The organism is Lachnospira multipara ATCC 19207, from assembly GCF_000424105.1.
Taxonomy (GTDB): Bacteria; Bacillota; Clostridia; order Lachnospirales; family Lachnospiraceae; genus Lachnospira; species Lachnospira multipara.
Window position 1 is genome coordinate 341,909 of the sequence record NZ_AUJG01000001.1, and the last position, 24,182, is coordinate 366,090.

The window sequence follows — 24,182 nt, forward strand, 5'->3', positions numbered from 1 at the left end:
ATTTATTTATTGTCTATAGCTTTGATAATAACGAAGTAACAGAATTTTTTCTAGAGTTGAGATTCTTTCTTACAAAGGTGAACATAAGTAAAAGAAAAAGAAAAAATATAGTATGTCTTTTTTTAACAAAAAACATGTGGCTATACATAGTTATAAGTGGGATAGCGATATTCTTTGTTTTAAGATGTCACATATTGGTAAGAATAGCAATAACACTAATATCGTTATTAATAAATCTCATAATCTCTTTTGTTTTACTTAAGCTTTATAAAAAAATAGACATGATCGCTTTAGTGCTAAAAAACGATAATAGTGATTTGGTGCAAGAAAAAGATACTACCATTAGTATAACAGTTGAGAAAAAAAGTGAATTTTATAAGTTACTAAAAAGGAAGACTTATTATGAATATAATGGTAGTTTCTTTAGAGTAAACAAAAAAATAATAACGGTAATTATAGGATTAATAATTGTTGGAATTAGATTTATAGGTATTGATAGAAACTATGTTTACATATTATTTGCATCGCTAGTTGCAACAATTACTAACGTATATGTGTCATATTATTACAAATATATTATTTCAAGCCAAGATATGAGAATTACGAATTTTTATTTTATAAATAAGTTTAGAGTAAGAAATAAGTATATTAAGTCAACATTTTTATTCTTGCTAAGTGAGTCTTGTATTGATGTAATAATCTTGGCTGTTAGCGTAATAATAGCAGGTAGATTTGAATGGGTTAGTCTGTTGGTTAGTGCTATCACGTTTATAATATATACATGTGCGTTAATGATTTGCACGTCTAGAATGTACAATCCTATGACTGCAGATTTAGACGAGATTAAAGATGACTTAGATACAAATCTTCTTAAAGATTATTTTGAAGATTATATCATTATGGGATTACCTGTAATTATTATTAGTTACTGGCTTGCTATTTATAAGCTAAAAGGTGATATTGCATCTTTTTTATTTTATATAAGTGGTTATAGCTGTTTTTTACTAGCTTACATAGTATTAATGAAAAGAATGGAAGATAGAAAATGTTGAGTGTCAATAATTTATACAAAAATTATGCTGATAGAGAAGTGTTTAATACAATATCATTTAGTATACCTCAAAAAGCCATAGTTTCGCTTTTTGGAAAAAATGGACAAGGGAAGACGACGCTACTAAAAATTATAAGTGGACAAATAAAATACGAAGGTAGAATTACATATAATGGTATCAGCCTTGAAAATGATTATAATGAGTTTATAAAAAATGTTGTTTTAATTAATAACAGTGATTTTTTATATTCGCATCTTAGCTTAATGGAACATATAAGTTTAATAAAGAATCTATCTGACAGTGAAGTATTAGCTGATGAATTGTTAGATGAACTGATAGATATCTTAGGAGTATCAGAATACAAAGATATGTATATCAAGAATTTATCATTGGGTACAAAACAAAAAATGCAGATTATAACAAGTTTATTAACAAAGCCGAAGGTGATTCTTTTTGACGAACCTTTTGTTAATTTGGATGAAAAATCTGTTATTAATCTTTTGAAATTTCTAGAGGAATATAATGAAAAGAATAATGGTATTATAATCTTTTCAACTCATTCAAGGGATGAAAAATTACAAAAGTTCTCAAATTATAGAATGGAGTTGCTAGATAAAGATATGGTCAGTTTGGAGGTTATAAATGTATATAACTAAGAATAAAGCAATACAGCTATATTGTATTTTCTTTGCTTTGACAATTGTATTTATACTATTAGGTTTTACTATTAATATTAATATAGAGGCTGATTATAATTTAGATCCAAGCTTGCTAGAAATCCTTATAAATAACTTAGTCGTAAATGGGGAAGCGATTCTATTTACAATAATAACTGCAGGTATATATTCTATTTTATACCTTTTTCGTGAATTTGTGTTTTTGGGTGCGGTAGTTAATTCATTAAGAAGAAAAACAACATTTATTAGGGCAATATCTTTTGTGGGTATTCATGGTGTAATTGAAGTTCCAGCTATTGTTTTATCTGCAACTCTAGGTGTGATTATTTTTTTATCTATACTAAATTACTTAAAATCAAGAAAGGCTAATTGGAAATTTATAGGTAAGTTACTGATTATAGATTGTTTAATGATAATAATGGCCGCTCTAGTAGAAAGTTTCATCACGCCTTTTATGCTTAAAAATTACATACTTTAGGAGATTATAGTGGAATTAATATTTAGAAATCTATGCATTAAACATGGCAAAAAAGTAATTATAAAAAATATGAATATGGATTTTAAAGGTGGGCAAGTGGTAGGCCTTATTGGATATAATGGAGTCGGTAAGACAACACTTTTAAAAGCGATATCAGGCCTTAAGGAATTTGACGGTGAGATTTTATTTGATGGAATGTCACTTACCAAGTATAGAAAGAAAAATGATTATCCAATATCAGTTCTATTAAATGATATAGGAATATATAGGGATTTATCAGCTGTTGATAATATAAAAATTGAGGCAATCTATAATAATATTCATGCTAGTAATGTAGAAAGTTTAATTGATGCTTGTATTGGTTTAGCTGGACTAGAAAATGATAAAAAAATACCTGTTAGAAAATATTCATTAGGTATGCTTAGACGATTACAGATATCAATGCTTACAATAAGAAAGGCTGATGTGGTTTTATTAGATGAACCATTTAATGGACTTGATCAAGAAGGCATACTGTTGGTTAGAAAATTAATTGAACAGTATAGAAAGAATAGAAAAATAGTTTTCGTGTCTAGTCATACGTTACAAGAATTAAAGCTGGTTTGTGATAAGTTTATGTTTGTTAATAAAGGTGAAGTTAGCGTAAGAAATAATGATAAGGATATCGATATAGATAAACTATATGAGGATATAATAAAGAGGTAGTATGCTAAAGTTAATAAATTTTGAGATTAAGAAAGTTTTTTCAGGGAAAATATCATACATAATATTAATTTTAATTGCGGTGTTAATAGGTTTGTATTCTTTGATATTTGAAAAAATATCTTACGAAAAGTTATATGATTACTCAGTTGGATTATTAGCCGAAACAAAAAATGCTCAGAATGGGATTGATTTAAATTCAACGTCAGATACGATAGAAATTCAAAATCTAATTGATACTAGTGTTAATAAAATTGCTTTTTGTGTAGAAAACAACATACCAGTAAATTTGTCTAATGTTTGGTTTTTTATGGAAAAAATTAATATGTTATATCTTGTTATAATTATAGGAGTTCTATTGCTATTATCTAGACTATACTATATTGAATTAAGAGATGAGACACTTACTAGGCTCTTCTTTTCAAAATGCGGTTTTCTAAAAATACTAATATCTAAGATTATAGCTACATTTATTATCTCTATTGGAAGTGTATTCTTTATTTACTTTTGTTCTTTCATGCTAGGTTTATTAAGATTTGGTTTTAATGGAAATGTGTTAAAAACTGTAGTTGAATTAAATGGACAATTTGAAATTGTAAATATAATAAGGATTATTATTTATCAAATATTAGTCATTTTACTACAGATCAATTTGTATGCTTCATTTTTTGTACTCTTAATAACAATAACAAAAAGCGATAAATTATCATTAATACTGATTGCGTTATGGGTATTTTTTAATAATAATATTAGTCTAATGTTAAATAATAAGTACTTAGAAAAATTATTACCATTCAAAGCATTATCTTTAGGATATAAAGAATTATTGGAGAAAGAAACTTCATTTATAGTAGTAATGCTTGTATTTACTATTATGTTTTATATTTTATCAATTATACTAAATTATTATTTTGGCAATAAAAAGAAGTATTTATAAAATACAAAAATAAATTAATGTATTATGGAAGATTCTAGTAAAGTTAAGAAGAAGGTAATCTACGCAGTGAATATGGGACGTGAGATTGAAGTGTAAGTTGTGTGTTTGAGAACCTTGTTAATTTGTACATGACTTAAATAGCGGTTCGTTTTCCCAATCCTTTGAGAACTTTATTGATTTATGTAAATTAAGAATTTGATAATTGTTTAAGATATCATTAAACTAAGAGTTAGAGTATCAATTAGCTTTAACTCTTATTTAATTTATAGAAGCAGAGGAAGATAAGCTAGAAAGATTATTAGATAATCGGCAACTAATAAAAACACCAGTTTTGACACTCCACATGCCTAAAGGCAGGGGATTCTGACTACCTTATTGCAGGGCAACTGAACAGTCGATTTCTCGTAGTTCGCAGTGTCAGATATGGGTGTGCCATCACCCATCCTACAGCAGAACATATAGTTCTGTAGGCAGATGCACTGTTACCATGCATCCCAGTTTTGTTTGAGCGGTGTATATTTTACGCATAGCCCTTTGCTATGCAACCACATATATACAATTATCAAAGAACTGTATTGTGTTGGTATTTATAGTGCAGACGACTTCTACACTCTTAGCGTTTTAAAGACTTGTTCTTGTCTATAATATCAACACCGATATTATACCAAACAATAGTTCGTTACGCAATAAGATGACCGTCTTATATCCCCATAGCTAAAGCGAGGGGCTTTACGGCGACATTTGGTAAGAATGATAACCTATGAAATTTTCTGCATTAGTAGATTGTATGGGTTATTATATTGTAGATAGGTAGACGTATTATAGATGTAAATTGAGTTTGTGTAAGAAAGTTTAGGTTGTAGTTATGTGAGCGAGGGAAAGTTGTATTTAATTAAAAACATTACTAGCTGCCTCGCTCCTTAAAGTTATCAAGTGAAACGAAGATAACTTTTTAGTAGCGCTAGGTAGCTAGATAGCGAAAGCGTGTTTTTAATTAAATAACAACTTCCCGAGCGCAGTAAAGGGAACCCTAATCTCTCTTCACACAAACTTGCATTTACCCTATAATTAGATTAAGATAAACATCTGCAAATCAAGATAGATAAAGAGGATTTTTATGAATACAGGATTTTTACCAATTACAAAACAAGAGATGTTAGAAAGAGGCTGGGATCAGGTGGATTTCGTATACGTTTGTGGCGATGCCTATGTTGACCATCCTTCTTTTGGTGCATCCATTATAACAAGAGTATTAGAGGCTAATGGTTACAAGATTGGTTTTATTGCTCAGCCGGATTGGAAAGATCCTAAATCTATAGATGTATTTGGTAAGCCAAGATTAGGCTTTTTGGTTTCATCAGGAAATATGGATTCTTTGGTTAACCACTATACAGTAGCTAAGAAACATAGAAGTACAGATGCTTTTACACCAGGTGGTGTTATGGGTAAGAGACCAGATAGAGCAGTTATAGTTTATTGTAATCTTATTCGTCAGACTTATAAGAAAGATGCAATCATTATCGGTGGTTTAGAGGCTTCTCTAAGAAGAATGGGTCATTATGATTATTGGTCAGATTCCGTTAGACGTTCCATTTTACTAGAATCAGGTGCTGATATTATTAGTTATGGTATGGGTGAGCATTCAATCGTTGAAATCGCAGATGCCCTAAATTCAGGACTTGATGTAAAGGATGTTACCTTTATTAAGGGAACAGTCTATAAGACAAGGGACGAGGATAGTATATATGATGCTATTAGACTTCCTGATTTTGAGACTATTGAAAATGATAAGAGAGAATATGCTAGAAGCTTTGCCCTTCAATATAAGAATACCGATCCATTTCAAGCAAAGACTATGTATGAGTGTTACGGTGGAAAAACATTTGTAGTACAAAACCCGCCAGCACTACCTCTATCAGAGCTTGAGATGGATGATGTATATAAATTGCCATATATGAGAGCTTATCATCCAAGTTATGAGGCAGCAGGCGGGGTACCAGCTTTACAGGAAATTAAGTTTTCCTTAACTTCTAATAGAGGTTGTTATGGAGAATGTAATTTCTGTGCCTTAACTATGCATGAAGGTAGAATTGTGCAGGCACGAAGTCATGAATCTATTATTACAGAGGCTAAGGAGATGATTGAAGATCCTGACTTTAAGGGATATATTCATGATGTTGGTGGCCCAACAGCTGAGTTTAGAGCACCAGCTTGTTCTAAGCAGATGACTAAAGGCGCTTGTGTTGGCAAACGTTGTCTATATCCTAAGCCATGTATTAATTTAAATGTAGATCATTCCGATTATTTGAGCCTACTTCGTAAATTAAGAAAATTACAGGGCGTTAAGAAAGTATTCGTTCGTTCTGGATTTAGATATGATTTTTTAGTTGCTGATAAGAATAAAGATTTCTTAAAGGAACTATGTCAATATCATGTTAGTGGACAGTTAAGAGTAGCACCAGAGCATATTTCAGATAACGTATTATCTAAAATGGGAAAACCTGGAGTTGAAATCTACAATGAGTTTGTCAAGGAATTTGAGAAGGTAAATGAAGAATTACACTTGAATCAGTTTATTGTTCCTTACCTTATGTCATCTCATCCAGGTTCAAGATTAGAGGATGCTATTATGCTTGCGCAATATTTAAAGAAGCATCATATTAGCCCTGAGCAGGTGCAGGATTTTTATCCAACGCCAGGTACAGTATCAACAACAATGTATTATACAGGACTTGATCCATTTACTCTTGAACCTGTATTTGTTGAACATAATCCGCATAAGAAGGCTATGCAAAGAGCTTTAATTCAATATTGGAAACCGGAAAATTATGATATTGTAAAGGAAGCGTTAAAAGAAGCTGGTAGAGAAGAACTTATTGGTTTTGGTGAGGAATGTCTTATTCCACCACGTAAGATGACTTATACTTATAAATTATCTAAGGGTAAGGATAAAAACAAGAATAATAACGAACATAATAAAGATAAATATAAAGGTAAGGATAAGAGTAAAAATAGCAGTAAAGATAGGGCTAAGCCAGCTAAGATAAATAAAAAAATCAATAATAAAAAGTCTAATGGACATAAGAAAACAAGATAAATTAAGTGACAAATTAGATGATAAATAAGAAGCGAGGTATAACTTTCTAGTTAGCACCTCGTCTTTTTTACATACTAAACTAAGACATAAGTACTAGATTTTAGAAAATCTTCAAAAAAAGTGGTAATAGTACTTGCTATTTTTTTTTTCTTTTGATATACTAAGCCCATGTTAACGACGTGAGAATTTAATACTTAAATCTAGTGTAACTCTTAAATAGGGATTCGTATATTCTAAATTATTCTTATGGAAATTTAGAACAATCCTTGGGCGTGAATTAGGAGGTTGTCTTATGAAAAATTCTTCTTTAAAAATGAAGCGTGTTGTCGGAGTGATTTTAGCCTTTTTAATGGTGTTTAACCTGGTAGTCTTTACAGGTCAAGTTGGAGCATTTGCAGATGGTACAACTTCAAATGATGTTGGTGAATCAAATCAGAATACTTCTGGTGATACAACTTCAAAAGGTTCAATTAAAGTTAATATTTTGACTAACTTTGTGGAGTTAACATCTGTAAGTGAAATTTCAGGTAAAACGGAAATAGCAATGATACCACAAAAATATGGTGCTAATGATGTTATTTTGGGACTTCCCGATGGGTCTGCGTTAGTTAGACCAATTGCATTGGCAAGTGATACAACAACATTAAATAGTATAAAAGTATTTGAAAATTTAGTTTACCCTTCTAATACAGCAAGAGATACTGATATAACAAATGCAGTTGGTAAGGACTATTGTATTGATTATAATAATAAAGATAGTGTTTTTGTTGTACAACCAAGTAAAGGTGGAAAAGGTTTTGATTACTGCCCATATGGTACTATAAAGTACAATGATAATAATAAGGCATGGTATTATAATTGTTGTCGTGGTGGTGTTCGTGGTGCAGGTCCATTCTATATCTACACATATACAACTAAACAGATTGAATACACTTCAGATAATGTAGAAGTAAAATTTAAAGAGAATTTTACTCCACTTAGGTCAGCTGGAACTGTTAATTCTTCATTATTAGAGGCTGTAATTAAATTAGACGGTGATACTACTTATAAAGTACCATCAATTGAATTATCTGATAACAAAGTAAACCCTGAAACAGGGGATGTAACAATAACAGCTAAAGTAGGCGTAGATGGTTCGTATATTGAAAAAGTAATTACAGCTGCAGTTAAAATTGAAGAATCAAGTATATATACAAGATTAAATTCTGACAAATATACAGGCGTTCAAGCTAAGACATTTACTAAGGATGAAATTGCAGTAGGTTACACATTGGATGGTGTAAACCATACAGCTTCATATTTTGAATTAGTAGACCCATATGTAGATCCAAGTAAGGGAGATACTAAGATTACAATTTCATATGGAGGATATACTAAGCAGATTGATGCAGCAACGAAATTAGAGGAATCAGCTATCTTTGCAAGAATAAATGGAGGCAAATATACAGGTGTTCTAGCTAAGACATTTACTAAGGATGATATTGCAGTAGGTTATATATTAGATGGTAAAAGCATTACAGCTTCAGATTTTGAATTAGTAGACCCATATGTAGATCCAAGTAAGGGAGATACTAAGATTACAATTTCATATGGAGGATATACTAAGCAGATTGATGCAGCAAAAGCAATTACAGGAGATGTAAAAGCTAATGGTACTACAGGTGTTAAAGAGTTAGTTACTAAGGTTTCTAATATTACACCTAAGACTCAGAGTGTAATTAATAATAATTCAATCTCAACAGTTGAAGCTGCTATTCAAATTATGGAGACAGAAAAACTTGATAAGTATGTTAATGAAGCTATTGATTTAGGAGATGCTAATGTTGCTGTAAAGCAGGATGGTACAGCTGCTAAATTACAAGCTAAGGTAAATACAGTTGATGCTTCTGTAATTACTAATTCATTAACACCAGAAGAAATTATCAGAGTTTTAGCAGGTGAAAAAGTTGATTTAAGATTAGAAGTTGTAGTTGATGAAACATCAGATGCTAAAGATACTACTGGTGGACAGTTGATTGAAAGCAATTTAAATACTAATGAAAGTGCATATTATTTTACAGCAGATTTATATAAGATTTTCAATGACGATGAAGAAAATAAGTCTTCAATAACAGAATTTAGTGATGCAATTTCATTTACAATTGATATACCAGAAGAAATTAGAAATGAAGGTAGATTATTCACACTTGTTGCAAGTCATGAATTAGCTGATGGAACATTTGAAACATTTGAGTTAGTTGATATTGATGATGATGATGCAACATTTACAGCATCAACAACTAAGCTTTGTACAATGGCTTTAGTATATGCTGATGAAGAAGTTGTAGAGGCACCTGTAATTGAGGCACCTATTATAGAACCAGAAGTTGTATTAAATGACGGAGATGTATCTCCTCAGACTGCAGATCTTAGAAATGTATTATGGACATTTATAATTACTGTAAGTGCAGGAGCAGTATTAGTTGTAGCATTTAGAAAAGAATTCCAATAATAGGGTTACACTAAATTAAAAGGGCAGAGAGACATTTTATATGTCTCTTTGCTCTTTTGTTATATATTCTTTTAGAATAAAATTGACAATATACTAAAAATACTTTAAAATTAAATTAGCAAAGGATGTGAAAAATTAAAGAGATATATGCTGATTTTTTTAGGGGGCGTTATTATGAATAAGCGTACTTATAAAGGAATAATTGGCAGATTAAAAGCATTAATAGGGCTTGTATTAATGCTTAGTTTTGTTGTGCATTTTAATATGTCACGAGCCTACGCTGATACACCTAGCGGCTATGATAAATTAACATCTAGTGATCAAATTAGCGTCGTATTTAAAGACGGTATATCTACTAATCTTGAAGTGAGGGCAATTCTTCCAAAGAACTTGATTGTTTCATACACAATAAATGGGAAAACTACAACAACTACGGATTTTGTAATGGTTGATGATATTGTAGCTCCTTTAAAGGGTGATTATACAATTACTATTAAACTAGGTTCTGTCACTAAAGTTGTTGTTGCAGCCCTTAATATATCTAATAGTGAAAGCTTAGATTTGTATTTAAATGATCAGATTGAAAATGGAAACATTAAATTCCAATTAGATGGAATCACCCTAAATACCACTGAAACTGATTTGATAAAATATGCTCTGACGGAGGATGAAATCCAGAAAGTTCTTGAGGGTAGTAGTCTATCTTTCTTAATTGAAATCGATACAGATAATGATGAAATCAATAGGGAAACTGCTGGTGGAAAGGCAATTCAGGAGTTAATTAATGGTAACAATAAGGCCAGCTATTTTAAGTTAAGTCTTATTAAAGTAATAGATGGAGAGAAAATATATGTAAATGAATTAACAAAAGCTATTAGTATTACATTTGACCTACCAAAAACTTTACTTGAGAAGTCATCTAACTTTAGTATACTTGCCAGTCATACTCTTGAAGATGGAACTATTGAGACATTTGAATTAAAGGATATGGATAGTGAAAATGAGACATATACTATTGTTACTAGTAAATTTTGTACAATGGCTTTTGTCTATGAAGATAGTGAACTAACAAGCTCTGATCTAGTAGTTGATAATTCTTCTAATAATACTTATGCAAATGTTACAAATGAAATAACTTATAACGTACCAGTTACCTTTGATAATAAGTTGGATTTTCATCTTTTACTTGCTGTATCTTTTATCTCTTTATTAGTTGTTATTATTAAATCTAAAGCTAGACTAAGTTAAAATTTTCTTGAATATTAATAAGTGCTGATATATAATTATATACGCGATTATTGGAATTTTAAGAGAATAGTGTATTTTTGCAGCTCACCAATAGTCTTAGAATCGTAAAACTTTAATTAGTTTGGAGGACTAGTAGATATGAAGAGAACATATGCAATTAAAATTAAAAGTTCTAAGCTCTTAAAGACAGAAGAGCAGATTAAAGAAGTAGAAGATAGAATTAAAGAAACAGCTAGCGAGTGTAAGTCTGTTGAATTATCTGATGAAGGTCAGATTGCTACAGTAGAAGTTGAGAAGGTAGAAGATTTCGTTGCTGCTCTTAATGCAGTAGTTAACGTTTTTAGAAAGATTGATGATAAATCTGAAGTTTCATATAAGTTTGGTTTAAATAATAATTAATATAATCAATCTTACTTGATAGATTTTATAAGCCTGCAATCAAAGTTGCAGGCTTTATTTATGAAAGGAAATAACAATGGCTGATAAGAAGTTAATTGAAGAGATTAATAAAAGAAGAACCTTTGCGATTATCTCCCATCCTGATGCTGGTAAGACAACTCTTACAGAGAAGTTCTTGCTTTACGGAGGAGCTATTAATCTTGCAGGTTCAGTAAAGGGTAAGAAAACTGCTAAACATGCAGTTTCTGACTGGATGGAAATTGAAAAGGAAAGAGGTATTTCAGTTACATCTTCTGTTTTGCAGTTTAATTATGATGGTTTCTGCGTAAATATCCTTGATACTCCTGGACATGAGGATTTCTCAGAGGATACATATCGTACACTTATGGCAGCAGATTCTGCGGTCATGGTTATTGATGCATCAAAGGGTGTTGAAAAGCAGACAATTAAGCTTTTCAAGGTTTGTGTTATGAGACATATTCCTATTTTTACTTTTATTAACAAGATGGATAGAGAAGCTAAAGATCCATATGAATTATTAGATGATATTGAAAATGTACTTGGAATCTCTACATGTCCTATTAACTGGCCAATTGGTTGCGGTAAGGAATTTAGAGGTGTATATAGCCGTAAGGAAAGAGAAGTTTCACTTTTTAAGGCTGCTATGAATGGTCAAAAGGAAGTTGAAACAGAAGTGGTTTCTATTGATGATCCAGCTCTTCTTGGCGAAATTGGTGATACTTTTAAGGAAAAGCTTGATGAAGATATTGAACTTTTAGATGGCGCAAGTGCTGAATTTGACATAAAAGAGGTACAGGCAGGTAACTTAACTCCTGTATTCTTTGGTTCAGCCCTTACAAACTTTGGTGTTCAGACATTCCTTGAACATTTCCTTGATATGACAACACCACCACTTGCAAGACATTCTTCAGAAGGTGATATTGACCCTGTTGAAGAAGACTTCTCTGCCTTTGTATTTAAGATTCAGGCTAATATGAATAAGGCTCATAGAGATAGAATTGCCTTTATGAGAATTTGTTCTGGTAAGTATGAAGCAGGTATGGAAGCTAATCATGTTCAGGGTGGTAAGAAGATTCGTCTTTCACAGTCTACTCAGATGATGGCTTCAGAACGTCATATTGTAGAAGAGGCTTATGCCGGAGATATTATTGGTGTATTTGATCCAGGTATTTTCTCAATCGGTGATACAATTTGTAAATCTAATAAGAAGTTTGCATATGATGGTATTCCTACATTTGCTCCAGAACATTTTGCTAGAGTAAGACAGATGGATACTATGAAGAGAAAGCAGTTTATCAAGGGTATTAATCAGATTGCCCAGGAAGGTGCAATTCAGATTTTTCAGGAATATAACACTGGTATGGAAGAAATTATCGTTGGTGTAGTTGGTGTACTTCAGTTTGAAGTTCTTGAATACAGACTTAAGAATGAATATAACGTAGATATTAAGCTTGAGCCACTTCCATATGAATATATTAGATGGATTGAAAACCCAGAAGAAATCAATGTAGATAGAATCGTTGGTACATCTGATATGAAGAAGATTAAGGACTTAAAGGGCAACCCATTACTTGTATTTGCTAATAGCTGGTCTGTTAATATGGTTCTTGAACGTAATGAAGGCCTTAAGTTATCTGAATTTGGAAAGAATAATTAGTTTGGTGCCAAGTCTTGTGAGTTAGACTTTGATTAATGTGTGGCTAGGAGAGAATAATGAGCGAGAATAATAGACTAGTAAGCGTAGTTGTACCAATTTACAATGGCGCTAGCTACATAGATAAATGCGTAACTAACCTTCTTAATCAAACATATAAGAATCTAGAAATTATAATGATTAATGATGGAAGTAGTGACAATAGTTTAGAGCTTTTAAAGGGATATTGTGCGAAATATCCAAACATCAATGTGATCACTAAAGACAATTCGGGAGTGAGTTCTACAAGAAACCTTGGCATTAAGATGGCCAAGGGTGACTATATTTATTTTTATGATGTGGATGATGATATTGAACCAACAACCATTGCAGACAACATGGCCCTCATTGGCGACAAGGACGTGGACATTCTCTACTTTGGTTTCTGGTATCACATCCTATCTGAGAATAGAATAAAAGAGACCAATATTAAATCGGCTTTTGAAGGAAATGGACATGAATTCTTTAATAATGCCTTTACCGATTTAATGCAAAACGAGGTCTTAAATTCACCATGGAACAAACTTTATAACAGGAATTTCCTCATCTGGAATAAGATTAATTTTGATGAAAATTTATCTATATATGAGGACATCCTCTTTAACATAAAGGCTCTCGATAGAGCGAATTACCTTATGGTAAATCCAAGGCCATACTATCATTATATGATTCAGGCTTCAGGAACAGCCCTAACTAGATTTCATGAGAACAACTATGAATCGGTAAAGAAGATTCACATGGCTGGCATCAACTATGCCAAGCACTACAAGGACAATGCAGAGGTCATTGCCCACTATGACAACATGTTTATCGACCAAACCGCTTCGTTTTTAAAACAGCTTGTGAATAAAAAGGACATTGATAATGCAAGCAGAGACAAACTCATGGAAGAAATAATCGATGATGATTATTTCATTGCAATAATCAATTCCGTTGAAAATCTAAATAAAAGAAAGGTCTTTTTAAAGACCTTCAGTAACCACCACATGAAAGGGCTTTTAAAGCTGATGTATAAGGTTACGAATAAATAGGAAAAGAAGGCGAAAGCCTTCTTTTTCTTGTTTTGTGGCGCCAAGTGGCGGGGCGCTAGCTGGGGCGGGGTATTCACAGTACTTTTTCTTGTGCCTAAATTTCTAGCCGGTTGAGAAAAAGTCACACTATGCCCGCCCGTTCTCCACCTAAATCCCACAATTTCTCCATATTCCCCCTTTTCATTTCAAAAATCTTATGTTATTATGAATTTAGAATATATGCGAATAATTTAATATTAAACGAAAACAAGCTTAACACGTACAGTTAGGGGACATTAGAAAGATACGTAGGTGGAGAATATGGAGAAGAAGAGTTTTCAAGCTAAATCGTTAGTAGGATTGGTGATGGCTACTATTTATTTGTCATGTGTGCTATTATCTTGTCTTACTTTTTTTGATGTAGCGAACGCAAAAACAAAGGCCTATGGTGCAAATTCTGTTATTGCCTATGGCCATGTTACCGATGGAGTAACAAATCTAAGGTTTAGATCATCTATGGATACTAGTAATACAAGCAATGTTATTACTAAAGTCAATGGTGGTAAAACCATGGATATTTATGGAACAGAGTCAGATTCAAGCAACTATGAATGGTTATATGTTGCTATGAATATCAATAATTCATACACATATGGATATATTGCTGCAGAGTATGTAACAATCGATTCCTATGTGGAGAATTCTACTCAAACTACTGATGAAAGTTTCGAAGATTATCTAACACGTCAAGGATTTCCAGAAAGTTACAAATCCGCATTAAGACAATTACATGCAAAATATCCTAATTGGGTATTTATTGCAGACAAGACAGGTGTTGATTGGAATACACTTCTTGCCAATGAAAATGTAAAGGGAAGAAGTTTGATTTATTCTTCAGCAGCAAGTTCTTGGAAGTCAACGGCAGAAGGTTGTTATGACTGGAATACTGGTACATATGTGGAACTTGATAGTGGCGGATGGGTTCAGGCCTCACCTGACCTTGTGGCATATGCCCTAGATCCTAGAAATTTCTTAACAAGTAGTTACATTTTCATGTTTGAGAAATTATCATACAATTCAGTTTTACAAACCTCGTCAGGTTTATCAAGCATTATATCAGGAACCTTCATGGAAAATTCAAGTCATGATTTATCCTTTGAAGGAGTTTCTTATAATTATAATGACGCCCTATTTTTAGCGGCAAGAAGATCAGGTGTAAGCCCATATCATTTAGCTTCTAGAATAATTCAGGAACAGGGAACACAAGGAACTGGTTCAAGTATTTCTGGAAACGTTAGCGGATATGGTGGACTATACAATTACTATAATCAAGGCGCTTATAAGACAAGTAGCGCAAGTGCAGTGGTTAACGGACTTATTTATGCTAATAGATCAGATTCAGCAAGTCTTAGACCTTGGAACTCAAGAATGAAATCAATTGTTGGTGGAGCCATTATACTTGGCAAAAATTATATCAATAAGGGACAGGATACTATTTACTATGAAAAATTTGATGTAACTAATTTCTATCATCAGTATATGACAAATATTCTTGGAGCTAGGTCTGAAGCAGTAACTGCTAGCAAGGCATATACAGAGACTATGAAGCAGAATACTAGCCTAGTTTTTGAGATTCCTGTTTATGAAAATATGCCTGAGTCAATCTGTGATTGTCCAGTTGGTAGCGGTAGCGTAAATAACAAGTTAAGCTCCCTTTCAGTTTCAGGTCAGAGCCTAACACCAAGCTTTAATAAGGACACTACAAGCTATTCTGTAATCGTGCCAAACAACGTAGCAAGCGTTGATATTAGTGCACAGGCCATAGATTCAGGAGCAGCAGTAAGTGGAACAGGCACAGTTAGTCTATCTGAAGGAGAGAACAATTTTACAATAAATGTAAGGGCTCAAAACGGAAGTGTAAGGTCTTATTACATAAAGATTGTAAGAGAATCTAGTCAAAGCTCAGGAAGCATCGGAGATACAAGTTATAATACGAGCCTATCCATAAGTAATAGTCGAGTATCGGGAATAGGCATTGGCTCTGATGTTGGAAGTGTGTTAGAAAATGTATCTATAACCGGCGGTTATGGAAAAATTTGTGATAAAAATGGCAACGAGAAGACGGGTAGAGTTGCCACTGGGGACAAATTAAACATTTACGATAACAACGGAAATATCAAGACTTCACTTTGCGTTGTAATTTATGGAGATATTAACGGTGATGGAGTTGTTGATTTGCTTGATATAGTAAGGCTTAAGAAGTACATAGTAGGCAGCATTAGTTTAGACAGTGAGTACTTAGAGGCCGCAGATGCTAATAGAAATGGAAGCTCAGATATATTAGATATTGTTGCTATTAAGAAACACATTACTGGTAGCAAGTATATCGTAGAGTAGCTTCTGCACAATGCAAAACTAGAGGGCTTAAAAAAGAGGGGAGAATAAAATGAGAAAGAGAAAAGGACATACTAGATTATTAAGCACAATAATTGCTTTTTTACTTGTCTTTGTAAGTATATTTGCTGGGCAGAATTTAAAGGATATTAAGGCAGCGCAAACTGCCAACATATCCATTAGTTCAGCCTCAGCCACAGTAGGGGAGAGCGTAACTGTGACATTGACCATCAGTGCAAGTTCTGAGGTTTATGCCACACAGCTCTATCTTTCCTACGACACAAACATTTTGCAATATGTTTCAGGCTCCGCAGATACTAGCGGCGCTGGAACTCTTGGCTTAGTTAATACAGACACTTTCACAAGCAAGAGCTTTAACTTCACCTTTAAGATTGTGGGAGTTGGAATTTCAAGCGTGTCAGTTACTGGAAATACAAGACTTATTGATGGCAACGAAGAGGATATGACAGTTTCAAGCTCAAAGGGCAGTGTTACAGGAAAGGCCGCAGCTAATTATTCATCAGATAACACACTAAAATCTTTAAAGATTAGCCCTGGCGTACTTTCGCCTGCATTTTCATCATCCACAACTTATTACACCACTAGCGTGGATGCAGATGTGGAAACTTTAGTGGTTAATGCTGTTGCAAATGATGCAAATGCCACAGTTTCAGTAAAATACGCAAACCTAGACATGGGCGCTAATGAGACCTATGTAGTAGTTACAGCGCAAAACGGTGACACAAAGACTTACACAATTGCAACTACAAGAGGGGATGCAACGGAAACTGAAAGCACAGCTGAGGAGGAAAGCCAGTCAGAGACCGAGGAAATTGTTGAAGGGGAAGTGTCAATTGACGGCACAATTCAGCTCTATGATGCAAACTCCTTTGTGGCAAGCGATGCAGTGAATCTTTCAAAGGCAGAGGCTAAGGGCATGGTTTCAAAGGTTTATAAGTGGTATTTTTATCTAACACTCTTTTGCCTAGCAGTGGTGCTACTTGCAGCAATAATTATCATAAGCATTCAAAGCGTGAGATTATCAAAGCTTGGTGCTAATAAAGATGAATCTGAAGAAGCAGCCGAGTCTAGTGAAATGGCCGAGTCTAGTGAAGTGGACGAACCTAGTGAAGTGGACGAACCTAGTGAAGTGGACGAACCTAGTGAAGAAGATGAGCCTAGTGAAGAAATCGAATTAACAGAAATCGACAAAGATGAAAAATAAAAAAGTTTCCATCAAAGCCGCATAAATACTGAATTAATTTTATAAAAAAATAAAAGGAAACTGTTTTTATAAAAGCAGTTTCTTTTTTATTTAAAATCATTTATAATCAGCTTAGGGACAAGGGTAGACAATAATTTGAGGCATGTAAAGCGGACATTCGGAATCCGCTTCGCTACTTCCTCATGAACGCAGTGGCACTTTGTGCCACTTGTCAGAAGGGGCTATAACCCCTTCTGACACTAGTAAGCTTTATCCCCCGCTTAAAGCTTACGCTTTTGAAGCGTGGGATTGCTTACACTGCGTTCAAGATATGTTTTGTCTTAATGGAGGTTTTATATGGGTTTAGAAAATATTACAAAGAAAATACCGCTTAATAATGACTGGCAATTTACTAAAAATTACAGTGATGAGCTTTTAGATAGGGACTGTAATCTAGAATTAGAGACAGTTAGAATTCCACATACAGTAGTAGAGACTCCTTTTAATTATTTTGATGAGTCGGTTTATCAGATGCTTAGTGGTTACCGTAAGGTTTTTAGAGCTAAGAAGGAATGGAAGGATAGAAGAGTTAGCCTTAATTTTGCTGGGGCAGGACATAGAGCAAGCGTCTATTTAAACGGTAAATTAATCGGTGAGAACAATTGCGGCTACACTGCATTTTCCTATGACATAACAGATTATCTTGATTATGAGAAGGACAATATCTTAGTTGTAAAACTGGATTCAAGGGAGAGCTTAAACATCCCGCCTTTTGGCTATGTTATTGACTACATGACTTACGGCGGAATTTATAGAGAGGTCTATCTTGAAGTGACAGACAAGCTCTATATTGAGGATGTTTATTTAAAGCCAGAGATTGTGGGTGAGATTGAATTTTTAACGGAAGCCCTTAAACAACAAGAAAAGTTTAAGGCTAGCAAAGCCAAGGCAAGACTAGGTTTTGAGACAGTTATAAAGAATACAAGTAAGACAAATGATGTCTCTTTTTTACATAGCACAATTCTTAGATATGAGATCTTTGATGGGGAGATGCTTTTGAATAAAAAGGACATGAGCCTTTTAGAAACACTTGATGGCGCTTTCCTTATGGATGCTAAAAAAGAGGGTGCAAGCCTAAAGGAATCTCTTGAACTAGACAATATCAATGTCTGGGATGTGACAAATCCTAAGCTTTATAAGGTTAGAGTTAGCCTCCTTGATAAGGACTATGTGCGAGATTTTAAAGAGTATAAGATTGGCTTTAAGAAGGCAGAATTTAGAGATACAGGCTTTTATCTTAATGGCAGAAAGTTAAGAATTAGAGGCCTTAACAGACATCAAAGCTACCCATACGTGGGCTATGCCATGCCAGATAGCATGCAAAGACTTGATGCCAAGATTTTAAGAAAAGAGCTTGGAGTTAACACAGTTCGTACATCTCATTATCCTCAGTCAAAGGCCTTTATTGAGCAGTGTGACGAGCTAGGACTTCTTGTATTTACTGAGATTCCAGGTTGGCAGCACATTGGAGATGAAGACTGGAAGGCTCAGGCAGTGGAAAATGTAAGAAACATGGTGCTTCAGTATCGAAATTATACTTCCATCATTCTTTGGGGCGTGCGAATTAATGAATCTGTGGATGATGACGAGCTTTATACAAAGACTAATAAGCTAGCAAGAGAGCTGGATTCTACAAGAGCAACTGCAGGTGTTAGATATTTAAAGAAGAGTTCTTTCCTTGAGGATGTTTACACTTATAACGACTTCCTCCACGATGGCACTAACGACGGTGTGGATGCCAAGAAGAAGGTGACTTCTGACATGTCAAAGGCCTATATGATTAGTGAGTTTAACGGCCACATGTTTCCAACAAAGTCCTATGACTGCGAGGAGCATAGACTAGACCATGCCCTTAGACACGCAAAGGTCTTGAATGATTTTTATAAAAATGAAGACATTGCCGGAGCTATTGGCTGGTGTATGTTTGATTATAACACTCATAAGGACTTTGGTAGTGGCGATAGAATTTGCTATCACGGAGTTTTAGATATGTTTAGAAATCCAAAGATGGCAGCTTACGTCTATGCTTCAGTGCAGGGTGTAAATCCTGTGCTTGAGATAAGTTCCTCTTTTGATATTGGTGAGCATCCAGCAGGCATGAGAGGTAACACCTACATTTTCACAAACTGTGACAGTGTAAAAATGTATAAAAACGACATTTTTATTAAGGAATACACTCACAAGGATTCAGAATATAAGAATTTGAAAAATGGCCCAATCCTTGTAGATGACTACATTGGTGATGCTTTCATTACTGGAGAAAATTTATCTAAAAAGCAAAGTGATAGCTTAAAGAAATGCTTTAATTATGTGGCAAGATTTGGTATGAATCACATGCCAAAGGAGATTTATCTTGAGGGCATAAAGCTAATTACAATTTATCATCTTAATTATGCTAAGCTTTACGAACTCTATCAGAAGTACGTTGGCAACTGGGGTGGAGAGTCTACTAAGTTTAGATTTGATGGTTATAAGAATGGTGAGCTTGTAATTTCAAGAACAAAATCTACAGCTACAAAGCTTCACCTTGAACTAGATGTTTCAAGCACAGAATTAGTGGATGACGAAACTTATGATGTGGCTGAAATTAGAGTGATTGTAAAGGATGAGAATGGCAATCAGGCAGTGTTCTTTAATGACAATCTTCCAATAACAATTAAGGGAGAAGGTCTTGAAATAATTGGACCTGAAAGTGTAAAGATTCTTGGTGGTATGGGTGGAACTTACCTAAAGACCACAGGAATTAAGGGAAAGGCAGAAGTTACAATAAATATGCCACATGGTTGGGATAAGGATTCTAAGACGGTAGAATTTAGCATTTCCTAATAAAAATAAACAAAACTACAAAACCCATTAAATATAAAAAAGCTACTCTTATTGATTTATCCAATTAAGAGTAGCTTATATTTTTGTAAAAAATTTACCAATCTTAGTCATCCACCTCAGGTAATTTCACATTATCGGCCTGTTCCTCGTATTCCTTAGCAATGTCATTATAGTTGCTAGCCATTTCATCATCCCCATCTTCTTCTGCTTCAAGGGCTAGTTTTTTATAGCATCTTGAAAGAGAGTAGCGTGGGGTATCGGTGCAGGCATGGATATCAATAATGCTTGCAGTTTCATTGGCAGCATTTATAAACCAAAGAATGGCCTGCTCGTAATCTAGATTATCCTCATAGTAGTAGCCAAGCTCAAGACAGGTCTCTGCACTTGGGTTGTCGCAAAGCTCTAAGGATACTAGCTTGAAGAAATTATCAAAATCATTTTCTAGCCTATAGACATGTATTAGCGCCACGCGGATGTACTTTAGAGTGTCCTCTTTATAGTAGTTAGAGCGTGACATTTTCTCCAAATAAGGATGAGCCTTTAGAAAATCCTGACGGTCACCGGAAATAAATAGCTCCTTAATAAACATGCAAAGGGCATAGTCAAGGAAGGTAACCCCAGAATCTAGGGATTTATAGTAAATGTCAAAATCCCTTTTGGAATGATTAGATATAGGCCTATGACTAATGCTTATGTCACTATCAAAAATCACAGGATCAAGGCGCACTGTCTCATGGATTGGCGAAATCCAAGTAAATTGTCGAATGCGCTTATAAAGCTTTGCTCTGCGTTCAGTTTTAAAGTTATAGCTGGTGTTGTATTTTGAGTCGTTGACATAAAGGAAGGTGACCATCTCGATTTCTGGCATCATAACCTCCTTAAGCTTTAATAGCATTTCAAGATTGTCAGGGGTTAGGACCTCATCCGCATCTGCGCTAAAGATGTAGTCACAACTACATTTTGAAAAAGCAAAATTTCTGGCAGCACTAAAGTCGTTGACCCACTTAAAATCATAGATTTTATCAGTATATTCTAGAGCAATTTCTTTTGTAGCGTCTGTGGAACCTGTGTCTACCACGACGATTTCGTCAAAGGCAGGCTTGTAGGAATCAAGACATTCTCTAAGGCATTTCTCTTCATTTTTCACGATTAAACATAGACTAAATGTTGTCATAAAAGACCTCCGAAGAATATTCAGCTTTGTTTACATTTTCTATACTAATTTTATAACAAATATAGAAATTTAACAATATAATTATGTGCTATAATGGTCTAAAACTAGTATGTTAGTATATGTAAATTTGACTTAGAAGATTGGAAATTACTATGTATGTTATTGTAAAAAATGTTCTTAGAATATCAGTAAGAAATCTGGTGGAATTTTTGTGCACCAGTGGAGATATAGACAAGCGAAGTACAGGAATATCAGACGTTCATGCCATGCAGGAGGGCGCAAGAATCCATAGGAAAATTCAGCATGCCGCAGGTTCTGCATATCACGCAGAAGTCCCTCTTAAGATGGAGTTTAATCAGGTGACAAATTTTGGAAATCCTTATGTCATTCAGATTGAGGGAAGAGCAGACGGCATTATTGCTGATATTGTAGAGGATGAGGAGGGCAATAAAACTCCCCTAGGTCCTGTTACTGTGGATGAAATTAAGACTATGCAGTCAGGCATTACAAAACTAAAGGAGCCCGTTTATGTTCATAAGGCACAGGCCATGGTCTATGCCTATATTTATGCTACAAAAAATGAGCTAGATTCCATAACAGTTCAGATGACTTACTGCAATCCAGAGACAGAATTTACAAAAAAATTCGTGGAGGAATATACTTACGAGGACCTTTCTAGCTGGTTTAATAAGCTTTTATTAGATTTTAAAAAATGGACAGACTTCCTTTTAGATGAAAGAGCAAGACGAAATGAATCCATTAGAAATTTATCTTTTCCTTTTGAATATCGCGAGGGTCAAAAGGCCATAATTTCTAGTGTCTATAGAACTATAACAAGTAAAGAGCATATGTATATTCAGGCACCGACAGGTGTTGGTAAGACTATTTCTACAGTTTATCCTTCTGTTCAGGCTATGGGGCGAGACTATATAGATAAGATTTTTTATCTCACTTCTAAGACTATAACTAGAACGGTAGCAGAGGATACCTTTGAGATATTAAGAGATAAGGGCCTTTCCTTTAGGGCAATTACTTTAACTGCTAAGGAAAAGATTTGTCCACTTGATGAGTGTGAATGTAACCCTCAGGTTTGTCCTTATGCTAAGGGGCATTATGACAGAGTTAATATGGCAGTTTATGACATGATTACTCATGAGAAAACCATAACTAGAGATGTGGTTTTACAATATGCTAAGGAGCAGACGGTATGTCCTTTTGAAATGGAACTAGATGCTAGCTACTGGTGTGATGGCATAATTTGTGATTATAACTACGTTTTTGATCCAGATGCTTGCCTTAAGAGATACTTTGCAGAGGGCAATAAGGGGGATTACTGCATCCTTGTGGATGAGGCCCACAACCTAGTGGATAGGGCTAGAGATATGTATAGTGCAAGGCTAATTAAAGAGGACTTCTTAGAGGTTAAAAAGCTACTAAAGGATCCTTCTGAGAAAAAAATTGTGTCTGCTATTAATAAATGTAACAAGGAACTTATTGAGTTAAAGAAAGAGGCCAAGTCCTTTAAAAAGCTAATTTCCTTTGGAAAGTTTAGTTTAGCCCTAGAGCGTCTTGGAGGTGTTCTTATGAAATATTTAGAGCGTCAAAAGGGCAAGCCAGTTTACCCAGAACTACTGGATTTTTACTTTGATATTAGACATTTCTTAGCTATGGAGGATATTGCCGATGAAAAATATGTGCGCTACGTGGAGGAGGATGAAAGGGGAAATTTTGTAATAAATTTATCTTGCATCGACCCTTCAGGAAACATAAGCACTAGACTAGGTCAGGTAAAAAGCGCCATTTTCTTTTCTGCAACCCTACTTCCAATTAATTATTACAAGGAAATGATTACAGGAAAAGTGTCTGATAAGGCGATTTATGCTAACTCTCCATTTGATAAGGATAAGAAGAGAGTTATTGTTGCAAGGGATGTAAGTAGCAGATATTCTAGAAGAAATGAGACAGAGTATCGAAAGATTTGCAGCTATATTGATGGTATGGTTAAGGCAAAACCCGGCAAATACATGGTTTTCTTCCCATCCTTTGCCTTTATGGAAAAGGTTTATGACCTTTACACTAATTACTATCTTAATCCCTTTGACCCTGAGGTTAATGTAATTATGCAGTCTAGCAAGATGTCTGAAATTGAGAGAGAAGAATTTTTAAAAAATTTCACATCTAAGGAAGACTCCCTTTTAAACGTTACATTTGCCTTCTCCTTAGAAGACGGGAAACTAAGTGATGGTCTTAAAGTGGATGATAAATTTGATAGGGCTAATTTAAAGCGAGACATTAAGTCTTTAGTAGGCTTTTGCGTCCTTGGAGGTATATTTTCAGAAGGAATTGACCTAAAAGAGGACAGCCTTATTGGAACCGCCATTGTAGGTACGGGAATTCCTATGATTTGCAGGTCTAGAGACATTATTAAGGACTACTTTAACGACAACAAGAAGGATGGCTATTCCTATGCTTATGTCTATCCTGGTATGAATAAGGTCTTGCAGGCAGCAGGCAGAGTTATTAGAACCGCCGATGATGAGGGGGTTATTTTACTTCTTGATGACAGATTCCTAACCCCTGAGTACGAGGCCCTTTTCCCAAGGGAGTGGGACAAGGTTTATCCTATAAACAAGGATTATTTGGAAAATGTTGTAAAGGACTTCTGGGGCATTAAATAGTTAAAAAACTAGATTATCGTCTATTGTGATAAAATATAAAA

General features: G+C 34.1%; 16 protein-coding genes. 15 read left to right on the forward strand and 1 reads right to left on the reverse strand.

Annotated features, from left to right (window positions below):
- The first annotated feature begins 317 nt into the window (after positions 1-317).
- From G600_RS15605 to G600_RS13440, 14 genes are all read left to right on the forward strand, one after another.
- Positions 318-1,052 carry a hypothetical protein gene (locus G600_RS15605; protein WP_155885914.1) on the forward strand — a complete coding sequence of 245 codons (735 nt, stop codon included), beginning with the start codon at positions 318-320 and terminating at the stop codon, positions 1,050-1,052.
- Positions 1,046-1,708 (forward strand): ATP-binding cassette domain-containing protein, encoded by a 663-nt coding sequence (locus tag G600_RS0101500; protein ID WP_027430349.1) that lies wholly within the window; start codon positions 1,046-1,048, stop codon positions 1,706-1,708. Before G600_RS15605 ends, G600_RS0101500 begins: the two co-directional genes overlap by 7 nt.
- Positions 1,695-2,207 (forward strand): stage II sporulation protein M, encoded by a 513-nt coding sequence (locus tag G600_RS0101505; protein WP_027430350.1) that lies wholly within the window; start codon positions 1,695-1,697, stop codon positions 2,205-2,207. The genes G600_RS0101500 and G600_RS0101505 overlap by 14 nt, the downstream gene beginning before the upstream one ends.
- A gap of 9 nt (positions 2,208-2,216) precedes the next feature.
- Positions 2,217-2,912 carry an ATP-binding cassette domain-containing protein gene (locus tag G600_RS0101510; protein WP_027430351.1) on the forward strand — a complete coding sequence of 232 codons (696 nt, stop codon included), beginning with the start codon at positions 2,217-2,219 and terminating at the stop codon, positions 2,910-2,912.
- Position 2,913: 1 nt separating this feature from the next.
- The gene (locus G600_RS0101515) at positions 2,914-3,846 is read left to right on the forward strand and encodes a hypothetical protein (RefSeq protein WP_027430352.1); all 933 of its coding nucleotides are present in this window, start codon (positions 2,914-2,916) and stop codon (positions 3,844-3,846) included.
- A gap of 1,117 nt (positions 3,847-4,963) precedes the next feature.
- Entirely contained in the window at positions 4,964-6,943 is a 1,980-nt protein-coding gene (locus tag G600_RS0101520; protein ID WP_027430353.1) for a YgiQ family radical SAM protein, read from the forward strand.
- A 292-nt stretch (positions 6,944-7,235) separates the two neighbouring features.
- Entirely contained in the window at positions 7,236-9,434 is a 2,199-nt protein-coding gene (locus tag G600_RS0101525) for a hypothetical protein (RefSeq protein ID WP_027430354.1), read from the forward strand.
- A 174-nt stretch (positions 9,435-9,608) separates the two neighbouring features.
- Positions 9,609-10,682 carry a hypothetical protein gene (locus tag G600_RS0101530; protein WP_027430355.1) on the forward strand — a complete coding sequence of 358 codons (1,074 nt, stop codon included), beginning with the start codon at positions 9,609-9,611 and terminating at the stop codon, positions 10,680-10,682.
- 138 nt (positions 10,683-10,820) lie between these two features.
- On the forward strand, positions 10,821-11,081 hold the full coding sequence (locus G600_RS0101535) for a hypothetical protein (protein ID WP_027430356.1): 261 nt from the start codon (positions 10,821-10,823) through the stop codon (positions 11,079-11,081).
- A gap of 76 nt (positions 11,082-11,157) precedes the next feature.
- On the forward strand, positions 11,158-12,759 hold the full coding sequence (locus tag G600_RS0101540) for a peptide chain release factor 3 (protein ID WP_051195305.1): 1,602 nt from the start codon (positions 11,158-11,160) through the stop codon (positions 12,757-12,759).
- 56 nt (positions 12,760-12,815) lie between these two features.
- Positions 12,816-13,826, forward strand: coding sequence for a glycosyltransferase (locus G600_RS14870; RefSeq protein WP_051195306.1), 1,011 nt, complete (start codon positions 12,816-12,818; stop codon positions 13,824-13,826).
- 300 nt (positions 13,827-14,126) lie between these two features.
- On the forward strand, positions 14,127-16,202 hold the full coding sequence (locus G600_RS13435) for a dockerin type I domain-containing protein (RefSeq protein ID WP_051195307.1): 2,076 nt from the start codon (positions 14,127-14,129) through the stop codon (positions 16,200-16,202).
- A 49-nt stretch (positions 16,203-16,251) separates the two neighbouring features.
- Positions 16,252-17,424: a cadherin-like beta sandwich domain-containing protein gene (locus G600_RS0101555; protein ID WP_027430358.1), complete on the forward strand. Its 1,173-nt coding sequence runs from the start codon at positions 16,252-16,254 to the stop codon at positions 17,422-17,424.
- A gap of 336 nt (positions 17,425-17,760) precedes the next feature.
- Positions 17,761-20,289 carry a glycoside hydrolase family 2 protein gene (locus G600_RS13440; protein WP_034245131.1) on the forward strand — a complete coding sequence of 843 codons (2,529 nt, stop codon included), beginning with the start codon at positions 17,761-17,763 and terminating at the stop codon, positions 20,287-20,289.
- A 103-nt stretch (positions 20,290-20,392) separates the two neighbouring features.
- Here G600_RS13440 and G600_RS0101565 read toward each other — a convergent pair whose 3' ends face one another.
- The gene (locus G600_RS0101565) at positions 20,393-21,463 is read right to left on the reverse strand and encodes a glycosyltransferase family 2 protein (RefSeq protein ID WP_027430359.1); all 1,071 of its coding nucleotides are present in this window, start codon (positions 21,461-21,463) and stop codon (positions 20,393-20,395) included.
- 152 nt (positions 21,464-21,615) lie between these two features.
- Here G600_RS0101565 and G600_RS0101570 point away from each other — a divergent pair, with 152 nt between their 5' ends.
- Positions 21,616-24,141, forward strand: coding sequence for an ATP-dependent DNA helicase (locus tag G600_RS0101570; protein WP_027430360.1), 2,526 nt, complete (start codon positions 21,616-21,618; stop codon positions 24,139-24,141).
- Positions 24,142-24,182: the final 41 nt, after the last annotated feature.

What these genes read in the sequence shown, in the direction of transcription:
- G600_RS0101540 (WP_051195305.1), top strand. Translation starts at nt 11,158, where the DNA reads ATGGCTGATAAGAAGTTAATTGAAGAGATTAATAAAAGAAGAACCTTT.
- G600_RS0101555 (WP_027430358.1), top strand. Translation starts at nt 16,252, where the DNA reads ATGAGAAAGAGAAAAGGACATACTAGATTATTAAGCACAATAATTGCT.
- G600_RS0101500 (WP_027430349.1), top strand. Translation starts at nt 1,046, where the DNA reads ATGTTGAGTGTCAATAATTTATACAAAAATTATGCTGATAGAGAAGTG.
- G600_RS0101565 (WP_027430359.1), bottom strand. Translation starts at nt 21,463, where the DNA reads ATGACAACATTTAGTCTATGTTTAATCGTGAAAAATGAAGAGAAATGC.
- G600_RS0101525 (WP_027430354.1), top strand. Translation starts at nt 7,236, where the DNA reads ATGAAAAATTCTTCTTTAAAAATGAAGCGTGTTGTCGGAGTGATTTTA.
- G600_RS0101515 (WP_027430352.1), top strand. Translation starts at nt 2,914, where the DNA reads ATGCTAAAGTTAATAAATTTTGAGATTAAGAAAGTTTTTTCAGGGAAA.
- G600_RS0101535 (WP_027430356.1), top strand. Translation starts at nt 10,821, where the DNA reads ATGAAGAGAACATATGCAATTAAAATTAAAAGTTCTAAGCTCTTAAAG.
- G600_RS0101570 (WP_027430360.1), top strand. Translation starts at nt 21,616, where the DNA reads ATGTATGTTATTGTAAAAAATGTTCTTAGAATATCAGTAAGAAATCTG.
- G600_RS13440 (WP_034245131.1), top strand. Translation starts at nt 17,761, where the DNA reads ATGGGTTTAGAAAATATTACAAAGAAAATACCGCTTAATAATGACTGG.
- G600_RS13435 (WP_051195307.1), top strand. Translation starts at nt 14,127, where the DNA reads ATGGAGAAGAAGAGTTTTCAAGCTAAATCGTTAGTAGGATTGGTGATG.
- G600_RS0101520 (WP_027430353.1), top strand. Translation starts at nt 4,964, where the DNA reads ATGAATACAGGATTTTTACCAATTACAAAACAAGAGATGTTAGAAAGA.
- G600_RS14870 (WP_051195306.1), top strand. Translation starts at nt 12,816, where the DNA reads ATGAGCGAGAATAATAGACTAGTAAGCGTAGTTGTACCAATTTACAAT.
- G600_RS0101505 (WP_027430350.1), top strand. Translation starts at nt 1,695, where the DNA reads ATGTATATAACTAAGAATAAAGCAATACAGCTATATTGTATTTTCTTT.
- G600_RS0101530 (WP_027430355.1), top strand. Translation starts at nt 9,609, where the DNA reads ATGAATAAGCGTACTTATAAAGGAATAATTGGCAGATTAAAAGCATTA.